This window comes from Nocardia xishanensis NBRC 101358, assembly GCF_001613365.1.
Taxonomy (GTDB): Bacteria; Actinomycetota; Actinomycetes; order Mycobacteriales; family Mycobacteriaceae; genus Nocardia; species Nocardia xishanensis.
The window spans coordinates 1-13,703 of sequence record NZ_BDCF01000038.1 but is presented as its reverse complement, the minus strand read 5'-3'; the positions used below and the strand labels follow the sequence as shown (position 1 = coordinate 13,703).

16 protein-coding genes are annotated in these 13,703 nt (G+C 69.3%); 7 read left to right on the top strand and 9 right to left on the bottom strand.

Annotated elements, in window-relative coordinates:
* Positions 1-6: 6 nt before the first annotated feature.
* A complete protein-coding gene (locus NX1_RS38150) occupies positions 7-201 on the bottom strand; it encodes a DUF7455 domain-containing protein (RefSeq protein ID WP_029903635.1) in 195 nt (64 codons plus the stop codon).
* Between the two features lie 275 nt (positions 202-476).
* Between NX1_RS38150 and NX1_RS25030 the strand changes: the two genes are divergently transcribed.
* Complete coding sequence (locus NX1_RS25030; protein WP_068064013.1) at positions 477-836, top strand: DUF952 domain-containing protein; 360 nt, start codon at positions 477-479, stop codon at positions 834-836.
* Positions 837-846: 10 nt separating this feature from the next.
* Here NX1_RS25030 and NX1_RS25025 read toward each other — a convergent pair whose 3' ends face one another.
* Positions 847-1,494, bottom strand: a complete 648-nt coding sequence (locus NX1_RS25025) for a response regulator (protein WP_068064011.1) — start codon at positions 1,492-1,494, stop codon at positions 847-849.
* 250 nt (positions 1,495-1,744) lie between these two features.
* On the bottom strand, positions 1,745-2,965 hold the full coding sequence (locus NX1_RS25020; RefSeq protein ID WP_068064112.1) for a sensor histidine kinase: 1,221 nt from the start codon (positions 2,963-2,965) through the stop codon (positions 1,745-1,747).
* A 123-nt stretch (positions 2,966-3,088) separates the two neighbouring features.
* On the opposite strand from NX1_RS25020, the gene NX1_RS25015 reads away from it, so the two are divergent.
* On the top strand, positions 3,089-3,571 hold the full coding sequence (locus NX1_RS25015) for a cation:proton antiporter regulatory subunit (RefSeq protein ID WP_068064009.1): 483 nt from the start codon (positions 3,089-3,091) through the stop codon (positions 3,569-3,571).
* A 3-nt stretch (positions 3,572-3,574) separates the two neighbouring features.
* Entirely contained in the window at positions 3,575-4,756 is a 1,182-nt protein-coding gene (locus NX1_RS25010) for a cation:proton antiporter (RefSeq protein WP_068064006.1), read from the top strand.
* On the opposite strand, the gene NX1_RS25005 is transcribed toward NX1_RS25010, so the two are convergent.
* The 4 genes from NX1_RS25005 to ppgK form a co-directional block, all read right to left on the bottom strand.
* Positions 4,753-5,502 carry a rhomboid-like protein gene (locus NX1_RS25005; RefSeq protein ID WP_245668670.1) on the bottom strand — a complete coding sequence of 250 codons (750 nt, stop codon included), beginning with the start codon at positions 5,500-5,502 and terminating at the stop codon, positions 4,753-4,755. The two genes, NX1_RS25010 and NX1_RS25005, sit on opposite strands and share 4 nt — an antisense overlap.
* A gap of 78 nt (positions 5,503-5,580) precedes the next feature.
* Positions 5,581-6,849, bottom strand: coding sequence for an MHYT domain-containing protein (locus NX1_RS38570; protein WP_307651505.1), 1,269 nt, complete (start codon positions 6,847-6,849; stop codon positions 5,581-5,583).
* 239 nt (positions 6,850-7,088) lie between these two features.
* Positions 7,089-8,468, bottom strand: a complete 1,380-nt coding sequence (locus NX1_RS24995; protein ID WP_068064001.1) for an RNA polymerase sigma factor — start codon at positions 8,466-8,468, stop codon at positions 7,089-7,091.
* 222 nt (positions 8,469-8,690) lie between these two features.
* Positions 8,691-9,449, bottom strand: a complete 759-nt coding sequence (ppgK, locus tag NX1_RS24990; protein WP_068064000.1) for a polyphosphate--glucose phosphotransferase — start codon at positions 9,447-9,449, stop codon at positions 8,691-8,693.
* Between the two features lie 178 nt (positions 9,450-9,627).
* Here ppgK and NX1_RS24985 point away from each other — a divergent pair, with 178 nt between their 5' ends.
* Positions 9,628-10,533: an inositol monophosphatase family protein gene (locus tag NX1_RS24985; protein WP_373864912.1), complete on the top strand. Its 906-nt coding sequence runs from the start codon at positions 9,628-9,630 to the stop codon at positions 10,531-10,533.
* An 85-nt stretch (positions 10,534-10,618) separates the two neighbouring features.
* Here the strand turns inward: NX1_RS24985 and cei are convergent, their stop codons facing one another.
* Positions 10,619-11,305: an envelope integrity protein Cei gene (gene cei / locus NX1_RS24980; RefSeq protein ID WP_068064110.1), complete on the bottom strand. Its 687-nt coding sequence runs from the start codon at positions 11,303-11,305 to the stop codon at positions 10,619-10,621.
* A 376-nt stretch (positions 11,306-11,681) separates the two neighbouring features.
* Between cei and NX1_RS24975 the strand changes: the two genes are divergently transcribed.
* Complete coding sequence (locus NX1_RS24975) at positions 11,682-11,984, top strand: DUF4193 domain-containing protein (protein WP_068063997.1); 303 nt, start codon at positions 11,682-11,684, stop codon at positions 11,982-11,984.
* Positions 11,985-12,039: 55 nt separating this feature from the next.
* Here the strand turns inward: NX1_RS24975 and NX1_RS24970 are convergent, their stop codons facing one another.
* On the bottom strand, positions 12,040-12,552 hold the full coding sequence (locus NX1_RS24970) for a DUF3093 domain-containing protein (RefSeq protein ID WP_084501739.1): 513 nt from the start codon (positions 12,550-12,552) through the stop codon (positions 12,040-12,042).
* A gap of 62 nt (positions 12,553-12,614) precedes the next feature.
* Here NX1_RS24970 and dut point away from each other — a divergent pair, with 62 nt between their 5' ends.
* Together dut and NX1_RS24960 are read left to right on the top strand one after the other, a co-directional pair.
* Positions 12,615-13,115, top strand: a complete 501-nt coding sequence (gene dut, locus NX1_RS24965; protein ID WP_068063994.1) for a dUTP diphosphatase — start codon at positions 12,615-12,617, stop codon at positions 13,113-13,115.
* Positions 13,116-13,122: 7 nt separating this feature from the next.
* The coding region (locus NX1_RS24960; protein ID WP_068063990.1) for a DUF3710 domain-containing protein at positions 13,123-13,703 on the top strand (581 nt) is incomplete at its 3' end.

Genomic DNA, 13,703 nt, shown 5'->3' with positions numbered 1-13,703 from the left:
AACAGGTCAGAGGGCGGGAGCCGACTCCGTGTCGATCACGGCCTCGAGCTCACGCAGCCGATCCATGTGTTCGTTCGCGTGATGCTGGCAGAAGAGCAACTCTCCACCTGCGGGCAGAACGGCACGCACTCGGGCAGCCGCCCCGCAACGGTCGCAACGATCGACCGCGGTCAGTGGGGTGCTTGTCAGGGTTCCTGGCATGACTCCTCCGTCCTGGCTCCCGGCACTACAGTCCGTTCACCTGGTGTGGGGCCCGTGGTCACTCACCACGAGCTCGCTACCGCTACTTCCCAGCAGTGGTATGACTACTCTGTCAGACGTTCGGGACGGGGGCATTGTTCCCGCAAGTGATTCTGTGTGTTTTCTCTAACACGACCTGGTATTTCGCTCACGGCGAACATTCCAGTTCGGGGCTCGAATCGCACTCGATCACCCCACGAACACGCCTATCCAGTTGGTCTGTTGGGAGATTACCCGTGACCTGTGACACTCACACGCTGGTTCACCTTTGTACTTTGCCGGAATGGCGCAACGCTCGGCAAACCGGCGAGCACCGGCCGCCGTCGCTGGCCGAGGTGGGCTTCGTTCACCTTTCCACTACCCGGCAGGTGCACCTGCCCGCCAACCGGCTCTTCGCCGGGCGGCGCGACCTGGTGCTGTTGCGCATCGACGCGAATCTGCTCGTGGATCCGGTGAAGTGGGAGCCGGGGGTGCCGACGGATCCGGAGGGAATGCTCTTCCCTCATCTCTACGGGCCGCTTCCTGTGAGCGCCGTCACATCGGTGGAGGACTACCTGCCCGGCCCGGACGGCGCCTTCGCACCGTCGGCGGAGTGAGCCGCGCCGATCAGCGCTCGCGCGCCTGCCGCGCGAGAATGGCGGCCTGAACCCGGGACCGCACACCGAGTTTGGTGAGCACGCGCGAGACGTGAGTCTTCACCGTGGTTTCCCCGATGAACAGTCGCGCCGCGATCTGCGCGTTCGACAGGCCATCGCCGAGGCAGTCCAGCACCTCGCGTTCGCGTTCGGTGAGATCGGCGAAGCCGTCCGGTGCGACGGGTTCGGCGCCGGCGACAGAAGACGCGAACGCGGCGATCACGGCGCGGGTGACCTCCGGCGCCAGCACCCCGTCACCCGCGGCGACCGCGCGCACCGCGTCGACGAGGGCTTGTCCCGACGTCGATTTCAGCACGAACCCGGACGCGCCCGCGCGCAAGGCGCGAAAGACGTACTCGTCCAAGTCGAACGTGGTGAGGACGAGCACACGCGCCAACGCGTCGGCGGTGATGCGTTCGGTGGCGGTGAGGCCGTCCACGCCGGGCATCCGCACATCCATCAGCACCACATCGGGCCGCAGCGCCTTGGCCTGGGCCACCGCGATGTCCCCGTCGGCGGCCTCGCCGATCACCTCGATGCCTTCGGCGCTGTCCAGGATCATCCGCAACCCCGCGCGAATCGCGCCGTGATCGTCGGCGATCAGCACGCGAATCGTCACGCCGCCTCCGTCGTTCGGGTCATGCCTGCGCCTCGCTGGCGCTCGTCTCCGGCATGCCCCGATGGGGCTGCCACATGATTCGCTCACTGCGTTCGCTCATGCCTGCGCCTCGCCGGCACTCGTCTCCGGCATGCCCCGATGGGGCTGGCACATGATTCGCTCACTGCGTTCGCTCATGCCTGCGCCTCGCCGGCACTCGTCTCGTGCATGCCCCGATGGGGCTGGCACATGATTCGCTCACTGCGTTCGCTCATGCCTGCGCCTCGCCGGCGCTCGTCTCGGACGTGCCGAGCGGAAGCCTGGCGCGGACCATCCAGCCTTCGGCTTCCGGTCCTGCGGTGAAGCTTCCGCCCAGCGCTGCGGCGCGCTCGCGCATGTTCATCAGGCCGCGGTGCGGCGCCGCGGAATTCGCCGGCTGCGACGAAACCGCCGCGGCGCGGGCGGGATTGCGGACGGTGACGTCGAGTGACGCTGGATCGGCGCGCACCGCGATATCGACCCGCTGACCTGGCGCGTGCTTCATCGCATTGGTCAAGGCCTCCTGGATGATCCGATAGGCGGCCTGGTCCACCGCGCCGGGCAGCGGGGTGCCGTCGAGCGAATCCGCAACGCGCACCGCGGTTCCCGCCGATCGGGCGGCGTCCACCAGGATCGGCAGCTGGGCCAGTGTGCGCGGTGCGACGGCTTCGTCCTCCGTTCCGTCGTCGCGGCGCAGCAGACCGATCATGGTGCGCATCTCCTGCAGCGCGCTGACGCTGTTGGCGCGGATCGAGCCCAGGATTCCGGCCATCACGGGGTCGGCATCCCGGCGGGTCAGCTCGCCGAGCGCCGCCTCGGACTGGATCGCGATGGCCGAGAGGTGTCCAGCGATGACGTCGTGCAGATCGCGCGCCATCGTCCTGCGCTCATCGGCGATGGCCGCGCGCCGGTCCAGCTCGGCCACCAGCGCCATCGCCTGCGCCCGCGCGCGTTCGGCCTCGGCGATCTCCTTGTGCGTCCGCACCGACAGTCCCCACCAGATCGGCGTGCCGACGAAGGCCGCCGCCGCCGCGATGGCGAGCACCAGCGCCCGCCAGTCACCGGTCGCGGCGAACACGGCCACCGTGATCACCGTCGTCAGCGCGGCACAGGCGATCGTCACCGAGCGCGACACCGCGCGCGAGCCGTACAGGACGGCCGCGTAGATCGAATCCGAGTAGACGAGCCACACCGGCACCGTCGCACCCAATACCAGATCGATGGTGAGCGGGACCAGGCCCGCCACCAGCGTCACCAGCGGCGCTCGCCGCCGCAGCAGCGTCGCCGCGCACAGCAGCGCGAGCACACCGAACCGGACGCCCAGCGGCGGATCGGCGCTCCCGTCGGCCATCGGGTACAGCCCGGACAGGTACAGGAACGCCCCGAAGACGAACGCGAAGAACGCGACCAGCACGTCCTGCGCGGTCGCCGACAACGCGTGCCACTGCTTCACCGCCTCATCACAGCACACGCGCGAGCAAACGCGGGTCCGCCGAAGTGATGACGCGTGCCCCCGGCCCACGCGCGTGCGCGATCCTTCGGACGGACTTCGCCCGCCTGGGGCTACTCTGAACGAGTGAACGTCGACGTCACCGCTCTACCCGGTATCGGGGTACGCAAAGACTTCGAGGCCCGGTCGGGTCGCCGGATCGGCGTGGTCGACCACCGCGACGGAGGCATCGACCTGATCGTCTCCAAACTCGACGACCCGGACGCGTGCGCCGCGCAGGTGCCGCTGACGAGCGACGAGGCCGCGGTGCTCGCCAACCTGCTCGGCGCTCCGCAACTGGTGGCCGCACTCCGCGAGGACCACCGCGACCTGCCCGGCATCACCACCCGGCAGCTGCCGATCGCCGACGAATCGCCGTACGAGGGCCGCACCCTCGGCGAGACGGCGATGCGCACCCGCACCAAGGTCTCGATCGTCGCGGTGATGCGCGCCGGTCAGCTGCACCCCTCGCCAGGACCCGATTTCACCTTCGCCGCAGATGATCTGCTCGTAGTCGTGGGCACCCCCGACGGCTTGGACGCCGCCGCGAAGATCCTCTCCCACGGTTGACCTGTGAGCCAGACCGCGCTCGCTTTCCTCGAGCTCGGAGCGGTGTTCTTCGCTCTAGGCATGTTGGGGCGGGTGGCGGGACGGTTCGGCATGTCGCCGATCCCGCTCTATCTGCTGGGGGGATTGGCGTTCGGGTCGGGCGGGTTCATCGATCTCGCCGAGGCCAATGAATTCGGCCATGTCGCGGGCGAGATCGGTGTGGTGCTGCTGCTCCTGCTGCTCGGCCTGGAATACACCGCCGCCGAGCTGATGACCGGGCTGCGGCGGTCCTGGGCCGCAGGCTTGGTCGACATCGTCGTCAACGCGATCCCCGGTGTGCTGGTGGCGCTGCTGCTCGGCTGGGGCGTCGTCGGCGCGATCACGATGGGCGGCGTCACCTACATCTCCTCCTCGGGCATCGTCGCCAAGGTGCTCAACGATCTCGGGCGGCTCGGCAACCGGGAAACCCCGGTCGTGCTCTCGATTCTGGTGTTCGAAGACCTGGCCATGGCGATATACCTGCCGATCCTCACCACGATTCTCGCGGGAATGAGCTTTCTGAGCGGACTGCGTACGCTCGCCATCGCGCTGGTGACGGTCACACTGGTGCTGGTGGTGGCGCTGCGGTACGGACGGCACGTGTCATCGATCGTGGACAGCTCGGACAACGAGGTGTTCCTGCTCAAGTTGCTCGGCGCGGCGCTGCTGGTGGCGGGCGTCGCCTCGGCGCTGAACGTCTCGGCGGTGGTCGGCGCGTTCCTGCTCGGCATCGCGATCTCCGGATCGACCGCGTACCAGGCCGCGAAGCTGCTGGAGCCGCTGCGGGATCTGTTCGCGGCCATCTTCTTCGTCGCCTTCGGGTTGAGCACCGACCCGCGCGCGATCCCGCCGGTGCTCGGCTGGGCGGTGCTGCTCGCCGTGGTGACCGCGACGACCAAGGTCGCGACCGGATGGTGGGCCGCGGGCAGGCAGGGCATCCGGCGGATGGGCCGTGCCAGGGCGGGAGCGACCCTGGTGGCGCGCGGCGAATTCTCGATCGTCATCGCGGGATTGGCGGTGAGCGTCGGCGCGGTCGCGAGCGAGCTGGCCCCGCTGGCCTCGGCCTACGTGCTGCTGATGGCGGTGCTCGGCCCGGTCGCGGCGCGGGTGGTCGAGCCGCTGGTGCGCTTGGTGCGACCCGAGCCAGGCCCTGCGGTCGCCGCCTAGCTCGCGTCTGCGCTCGATGCCGCGGCGCGGCGGCGTTCGACGCGAGTCCAGAACGCGGTCGAGATGCCGCCGACCGCTAGGCCGATGAGGGCCGCGCACAGGTGGCCGTAATCGGTGAAGGTCGGCCCGATCCAGATCGCCGCGGCGAGCACGACCACGAGCGTCGTCGCCCACAGCGCCCGGACGACGCCGCGGAACCGGAACGCCATCGCGGCCAGCACGGCGGTGAACCCGTAGCTGGCGCCGACATCGGGGGCGATCGCCACACGCAGTGGAATGAGGCCGCGATCGATGGCGCGGGAGATGCCGGTGACGGTGATAAGCGTGGCGCCGATGTGCCCGGTGGCGAACAACAGAATCCAGCGGCCGGTGCCGAGCCATCGCTCCGCCGCCGCCATCACCACCAGGAACTCGAGGATGGTCAGCCACGGGAATTTGCCCTCGGTCCAGAACGCGGACGCCACCAGCACCTGTACCGGATCGCGCCGCATATTGGCGAGATTCGTGGACGCGGACAGAATCAGCCGGTGCTGGACCGCCTCTCCGAGGCCCCGCAGCGTCCACCAGGTGACGAAGAGCGTGAAGGCGTACGCGGTGCTCGCGGGTGCCGCCCCCAGATGCCGCCGGATCGCCGGAAGGATGCGGCGCAGCAGGTGCGGGCGGCGCAGTCTTTCGACGCCCTTCCGCACTTCGTCGCCGAGGTCGACGGTCCGGACCCACGGCGCGCTGATCGGAGTGGCTGCCACACAAGCAGTCTGCCGGGTCGCCAGCCGTCGAATGGACCCGACGCCGCGTTCGGCGTGTGGTGAACGCAGCTCGCGGGGCTACTTCCGGCGCGGAACGTCGCGAGTCGTCGGCCAGTACGGTGTCCCGTTGACGGGTGGGACGGAGGCAGGGAACGGTTCCGGGCGCGGCGGAGGCGTCGGCGCGACGTTCTCGGCGGTGACCGTGCCCGGAGAGGGCGTCGGTGTGAGGTTCTCGGCGGGTCGCACCGCGGCCGGCGGGGGTGTGGACGCGATGTTCTCAGGGGCGGGGCGCACTGTGGCGGGTGGTGGGGCGGGCGCGATGTCCTCGGGTGCGGGTCGCACCGTGGCCGGCGGAGGTGTGGGCGCGATGTTCTCGGCGGCGGGTCGCACGGTGAATTGCGGCGATGCGGACGCGAGCTTCTCGGCGGCGGGTCGCACGGTGAATTGCGGCGATGCGGGCGCGATGTTCTCGACGGCGGGGCGCGCGGCGGCCGGTGGTGCGGGCGTGAATTTCTCGGTGAGGGCTCGGGCGGGTGCGGGACGCGGACGCGGGGCCGGCGCGAGGTCGTCGGCGGCCGGGCGGACGGAGGCGGCGCGCAGCGGCGGCAGATCGATGTCGTGCTCGATCGAGGTGAGGCTCACCGCGATCAGCAGCATCATCGTCACGATGCTGATGCCGACGATCAGCGGCGCGAGCAGCTGCATCGCGCCCGTTCCCGCGACCGGCCCGTCGTGCCCGGCGTGGTGCGCGTGCATCGAGGCCATGCCGGTGTAGTGCATGCCGCACACGGCCAGACCCATGATCCCGGCCGCGCCGGTGGTCGCCAGAAAACCGTTGACCCGCAACGTGAACCACAGCGCCACGGTCGCCGCGATCACCGCGATCGCGACCGAGAGCACCACCGTCGGCAGGTCGTAGCTGATGGTCGCGCTCGACTTCATCGCGAACATGCCGAGGTAGTGCATGGCCGCCACGCCGAGGCCGGTGACGGCGCCACCCGCGAACAGCGCGACCAGCGTCGGCCGCGGCGTCACCACGACGAACAGCCCGATGCCGACCACCACGATCGCGGTCGCCGCGCTGAGCAGGGTGAGCGGGACGTCGTAGCGGATCTCCGTGCCGCGGATCGAAAAGCCAAGCATCGCAATGAAATGCATGACCCAGATCCCGGTGCCGCCGATGGCGAACGCGGCGAGCACCAGCCAGCCCGCCCTGCCCTCGGCCGCCCGGGCCCGCGCGGCGCACTGCAAGCCGAGCAGCGACCCCGTGAAGGACATGATGTAGGCCAGTATCGGTGTCAACCACCCGTAAGTGAAGTGGTGAATGTCGAGCACGTGAATCCCCATGGCTGGGCCGAGACCGCCCGGCGTCGAAAAACTTGTGGGTCAGACTGTACGGCAGCCGGGCCCTCGAAGCCGTGCGCCCGCCAGTGTTTTGGATCACTTTCGGGTTTGATTCCATTTGGAAAGTGGTATGCGGCAGTACCTCTCGGCGAGGCGCCAGAGACGACAACGGGCCCACATCCCGTTCCGTCGCCGAAAAGGCAAGCGGTACAAAGGATGCGGGCCCGTAGGTCCGTTCGAACTCAGTCCAGGTAGTCGCGCAGCACCTGGGAGCGGCTGGGGTGGCGCAGCTTGCTCATGGTCTTCGACTCGATCTGCCGGATGCGCTCACGGGTGACCCCGTACACCTGACCGATCTCGTCGAGGGTGCGCGGCTGGCCGTCGGTGAGGCCGAAGCGCAGCCGGACCACGCCCGCCTCGCGTTCGGACAGCGTCTCCAGCACCGACTGCAGCTGATCCTGCAGCAGGGTGAAGCTCACCGCGTCGACCGCGACCACGGCCTCGGAGTCCTCGATGAAGTCGCCGAGCTGGCTGTCGCCCTCGTCGCCGATGGTCTGGTCGAGGGAGATCGGTTCACGCGCGTACTGCTGGATCTCCAGCACCTTCTCCGGCGTGATGTCCATTTCCTTGGCCAGCTCCTCCGGGGTGGGCTCGCGGCCCAGATCCTGGAGCAGCTCGCGCTGAATGCGGCCGAGCTTGTTGATGACCTCGACCATGTGCACGGGGATGCGGATGGTGCGGGCCTGGTCGGCCATGGCGCGGGTGATGGCCTGCCGGATCCACCAGGTGGCGTACGTGGAGAACTTGTAGCCCTTGGTGTAGTCGAACTTCTCCACCGCGCGGATCAGACCGAGGTTGCCCTCCTGGATCAGGTCCAGGAACGCCATGCCGCGGCCGGTGTAGCGCTTGGCCAGCGACACGACCAGTCGCAGGTTGGCCTCGAGCAGATGGTTCTTGGCCCGGTTGCCGTCGCGCACGATCCAGTTGAAATCGCGGCGCATCGCGACGGGCAGCTTCTCGCCCGCCTCGGCGAACTCGCGCACCTTCTCCGCCGCGTAGAGGCCTGCCTCGATCCGCTTGGCGAGCTCGACCTCCTCCTCGGCGTTGAGCAGCGCGACCTTGCCGATCTGCTTGAGGTAGGCGCGCACCGAGTCGGCGGAGGCGGTGAGCTCGGCGTCCTTGCGCGCCTGGCGCAGCGCCTCGGACTCCTCCTCGTCCCAGACGAAATCGCCGGAGGCCTTGTCCTTCTCCGTCGGCTCCTCGGCGCCCTCGGCTTCAGCCTCTTCGTCTTCGGCGACGTCCTCGGCCGCGTCGTCCTCCAGGTCCGCGTCGTCGGTGAGGTCGCCCTCGTCGACTTCCAGATCGTCCAGATCCTCGAGATCGAGAGCCTCGTCCTCCAGCGCCTCCTCGGCGCCGGGCTCGCCGTCGGGGCCCGCTTTCTTGGTGGCGGCCTTCTTCGCGGGGGCCTTCTTGGCCGCGGCCTTCTTCGCGGGCGCCTTCTTGGCCGCGGCCTTCTTGGCCGGTGCCTTCTTGGCGGCAGCCTTGCGGACCGGCCGTGCTGCGGTTACATCTGTGGAGTCGGCATCGGCCGATTCGGCGGTCTGACGGGTCGTGGCTACCACGTACGCCCTTTCGTGACGGTCTCGTGCGGCGTCACGCCAGAGTTGTGTTCCGGCGGAGCGATCTGTCGGGTTTCACCGGCGGAGGGCCGGTCGGGTTTCTCCGGCTCACCGCCGGGCATGTTCCATTGTAACGATCCAACCAGGGTACTCACGGCACGATGCCAGTTGTCGCACGCCCGCCTGGCGCGTTTTCCGCCTCGTCGCGCACCGCCGCCGCGCCGGTCACGGAACGATACCCGCGTCTATGGCCATGGCGGCGCCGACGATGCCCGCGGTGTTTCGCAGATGGGCGGGAACCACCGGAGTTCGGTTGGTCAGCAACGGAATCCACTGATCGGCGTCGCGGCTGATGCCGCCGCCCGCGACGAACACCTTCGGCCAGAACAGGTTCTCCAGACCGATCAGCACGGTGCTGACCTCCGTGGCCCACTGCTCGTAACTGAGCCCGTCGCGATCCTTGATCGATGCCGCGGCGCGGTGCTCGGTCTCCATGCCGCCGATCTCGAGGTGCCCTAGTTCGCTGTTGGGCACCAGCGTGCCGTTGTAGAGCAGCGCCGAGCCGATGCCGGTACCGAAGGTCAGTAGCAGCACCAGACCGTCGTAGTTCTTCGCCGCGCCGTAGCGGTCCTCGGCGAGTCCGGCCGCGTCCGCGTCGTTCAGCACGGTCACCGGCCTGCCGCCGAGCGCCGCCGAGAACAGGGCGCGCGCGTCGGTGCCGATCCAGGCCTTGTCGATATTGGCGGCGGTGCGTGCCACGCCCTCGAGCACCACGGACGGCAGTGTGATGCCGACCGGACCCGGCCAATCCGCCTCCGCGACGAGCTTGGCCACCGCGTCGGCGACGGCCTCCGGGGTCGAAGGATGCGGGGTAGCGATCTTGATCCGCTCGTGCACGAGTTCGCCGGTGGCTAGATCGACCACGGCGCCCTTGACGCCGCTGCCGCCGATGTCGATACCGAATGCGTGCCCCCGAGCGGACATGGCTAACCCCTCGTTCCCATAGCTGGCCGGTGAGATGACAGCGCCCGCCGCACCGGACCCACGCCGCCGCAGGAGCGGGTGCGGTGGGGTGCCCGACGACGGCGCTGTGTCGTGCACGACAAGAGTAATGCGCGATCGGTGCTGCGCGCCTCCGAGGATCTGTGATGCGATGGGCGGCGTGCCGCAATCCACTAGCCCCGTAGCCGAAGATTCCGCCGCCGACCCGCGCGAAACCGCGTCCGAACTGCGCCGCGTCGCGGTAGAGCTCGCCGAGCGAGCCGCCGCGCACGTGCGCGCTCGCCGCCCCGAAGTGTTCGGCCCGGAGGGCGCCGCGGCCGACGGGGCCGTGCAGACCAAGGGTCACGCCACCGATCCGGTGACCGTGGTGGACACCGAGAGCGAGGAGCTGATCCGCGGGCTGCTCGCCGAACACAGGCCAGGCGACCCGATCGTGGGCGAGGAAGGCGGCGGCAGCCTGTCCGCCGACGACGACGCGGTGCATTGGGTGGTCGATCCGATCGACGGAACCGTCAACTTTCTGTACGGCATTCCCGGCTACGCCGTCTCGGTGGCCGCGCTGCGCAACGGACAGCCCGTCGCGGGCGCGGTGGTCGACGTCGCGCGGGAGGTGACCTACAGCGCCGCGCGCGGTCTCGGCGCGACGGCGACGGCCGCCGACGGCGCGGTCGAACAGCTGCGCTGCAATCCGGTCGAGGACCTCTCGATGGCGTTGGTGGCCACGGGGTTCGGTTACGGCAGGCACCGGCGCGCCAGGCAGGCAGAGATGATCGCGCTGGTGCTGCCGCGGGTACGCGACATCCGCCGCTTCGGCGCGGCCGCGCTCGATCTGTGTCATGTGGCCGCCGGACGGGTCGACGCGTACTACGAGCACGGACTGCACGCCTGGGACTGGGGTGCGGGCGCGTTGATCGCCGCCGAAGCCGGAGCGCGCCTGACGCTTCCGCCCGCGACCGCGAGCGGAACGGCGGGCGATCTCGTCGTCGCCGCGGCGCCGGGCATCGCAGCGGAACTCGGCGCGCTGCTCGCGGAAGTCGGAGCGACCGAGCCGATTCCGGATCGTTGATGCCGAGCCGCGCCACTTAGGGGGCGCGGCTCGGCACGGTGAGCCCCCGGCTACACGCCGGGGTGAATGGTCAAGCTGTTCGGCGTCAGCAGTGCGTGGTGCGCGCGGCGTCGAGCAGGTCGCTGTCGATCGCGGGGCTGGAGCCCGGCGCCGGGTTCTTCAGCGAGCGCAGCACCTCTTCGGCGTCGTTGCTCGGCCGCAGATCACGGAAGAGCGACCCGAGCACCAGGTCGACGCTGTCGTCCTCGCGCTGGTCCTCGATCAGCTCGGCGCACGGCGCGATCAGCTGCACCGACGCCGCGGCGGGCCTGCCGTTCACGCCGAAGCGGATCTGGCCGGCGCATTCGAGGTCGCCGTTGACGTATACGGAATCGTTGCCGTACTGCGTCCCGGGTGCGCTCGCGAAGCCGAGGTCGCCGAGCTGCGCGGCGACGTGCGCGGCCTGTCCACGCTGGTTGTTCGCGTTGAGCACGCGCACCTTGCTCGTCGCGAGCGGCGCGGGTTCCACGTCCTCCAGGCGCGACGGGCCCACCCGCTGGCCCAATTTCGGGGCGGGAGCCGCTTGCGTCGCGCCCGTATCGCTGGCCGGGCTCGGCGAATTGCATGCCATCGCGGTCGTGTCGGTGTCCTGCGTCGTCAGCGCCTTGATCCACACGATCGCGCAGATCAGCGCCATGACGCCGAGCATGATGAGCCAGGGTTTGGGGCGGCGCCGCGCGTAGGGTCGACCCTGCGAATCCGACGCGCTGCCTTCGGTGATCAGTGAAACCACGAGCCACACTCTACGAAAATGTCGCGGTGACGGTGCGGAAGGTCTCGGCGAGTTCGACCTTTGGTGTCGATTCCCCGACAGTTTCGACTCGGCTGTGTTTTGATTGCGACTTTTGTCGCGCGGTCCGCTATTGTCTGGCGGCCCAGATCGAATCACCAGCGGCGAAAACGGTGGTCGGTCGCGGGAACAAGTAGGGCATGTCCTGCGTTTACCGAGCGCTACCGGGTATGGGTCCTAGTGATCCTCCCTGATAGGTGACCGGTGCACGTGTGATGTGCACCACCGGCGGGGCGGTGTGGACGCGCGATTCCGGCGAGGAATCGGAGTGTCGGCAGCCGGTCCGGGATATACGGAGTAAGGACGAGGGGAAGACGACATGGCAACCGACTATGACGCACCGCGGCGCACCGAATCCGACGATGTGTCGGAAGATTCGCTGGAGGAGCTGAAGGCTCGTCGCAACGAGGCGCAGTCCGCCGTCGTGGATATCGACGAATCCGATACCGCGGAGTCGTTCGAGCTTCCCGGCGCGGACCTGTCCGAGGAAGTGCTCTCGGTTCGGGTGATCCCGAAGCAGGCCGACGAGTTCACCTGTTCCAGCTGCTTCCTTGTTCACCACCGCAGCAGGCTGGCCAGCGAATCCGGCGGTCAGATGATCTGCATGGATTGCGCGGCCTGATCGTCCGCGGAGTTCGGAAGGCGGCCGGACCACCAGGTTCGGCCGAGGACGACTGTCAGCCCGCGCTCGGCAGCCCGAGCGCGGCAAGGATCTTCTCCGGCCTGCGGGTGCTGATCAACCAGTAAGGCGTCGGATCATCAGGATCATCGAGGACCAGCAACACCATCGGGCCGATCCACGGACGGTGTTGCACATACGCGGCGGGATCGAGCTGGCGGCCCATGGCCGCACTCTTCGCGGTGGGAGCGACCACCGCGGCACGAGCGACGAAATTCACCGGCAGATGGGCCCGGTCGGCGCGCAGTTCCGGCGTCCCCCGGTCGTCCTCGGTCACCGCCACGCGATGGCGGCTCAACCACAACAGCACCCACGCGGGGATCGGGAGCAGCAGAACGTAGGGCAGCCAGGCCCGGATTCCCGGTGCGCCCATGTGGATCTCGGCGGCGAGCAGCCCGGCGATGCCGAACGCGACGGGCCACCACCACAGCGGCACCCAGAGGCGCTCACTGTAAGGCTGGCGAGTCCGCTTCTCGTTGTCCGTCACCGAAGGGTTGGGCCTGTCCGACACGACTCAACAGTAGGCCACCGTCCCGCCGGACGAACGCCGAGGTACGCGTAGGCTCGACCAACGTGAGCGCACTTTCACCGATACCCCTGCTGCGGCTGGATCCGGGCATTCCCGTGCCGACGCGCGCCCATCCGGGCGACGCGGGCGTGGACCTGTGCACCACCGAGGACGTCATCCTGGAGCCGGGCGAGCGGGTGCTGGTCGGCACCGGCGTCGCCGTGGCGCTGCCGGTCGGCACGGTCGGGCTGATCCATCCCAGGTCGGGGCTCGCCGCCAAGACGGGGCTGTCGGTGGTGAACACGCCGGGCACCGTCGACGCGGGGTACCGGGGCGAGATCAAGGTGTGCCTGATCAATCACGATCCGCGCACGCGCATCGAACTGCGCCGTGGCGACCGGATCGCGCAGCTGCTTGTGCAGCGGGTGGAGCTGGTCGACTTCGTCGAGGTCGACCAGCTCGACGAGACGACGCGAGGTGCGGGCGGCTACGGGTCCAGCGGCGGTCACGCCAGCCTGGGCGCGGAGGCCGACGGGGTGGGCCGGGCGACCGGCCGGGAGGCGTGAGGCGACGATGTTCGGAAAGAGAAACAAGCGGTCGGACCGGTTCGACGAGGATCAGTACGACGAATACGGCGAGTACGACGACGAGGAGTACGACACCGACGAGCTGCCCATCGTCGAATCCGTCGAGGAAGCAGCCGGTTTCGACGACAGCCCGGCGGGCGAGGGGACCGGCCCGTACGACTACGACGACGTGTCCGAGCTGCTGGACACGGTGGCCGAGCAGCGTCTCGACCTGGGTTCGGTCATCTTGCCGGTGCCGCCCGGCGGCCAGCTACAGGTGGAGATGAGCCCCGACGGCACCCCGCAGGCGGTGCACCTGGCCACCGAGCACGGCCGCATCACGGTCGCCGCCTACGCGGCGCCCAAATCGCCGGGCCAGTGGCGCGCGGTGGCGGCCGACCTGGCCGACTCACTGCGCAAGGAGGGCGCGCGCGTCGCGGTGGAGACCGGTCCGTGGGGCCGCGAGATCCTGGCCATCACCGAAGGAGCCGACCTGCGCTTCATCGGCGTGGACGGCTACCGCTGGATGGTGCGCCTCGTCGCGGCGGGCCCCTCGGGCGCGGCCGACGACGGCGCGCCGCTGGTGGC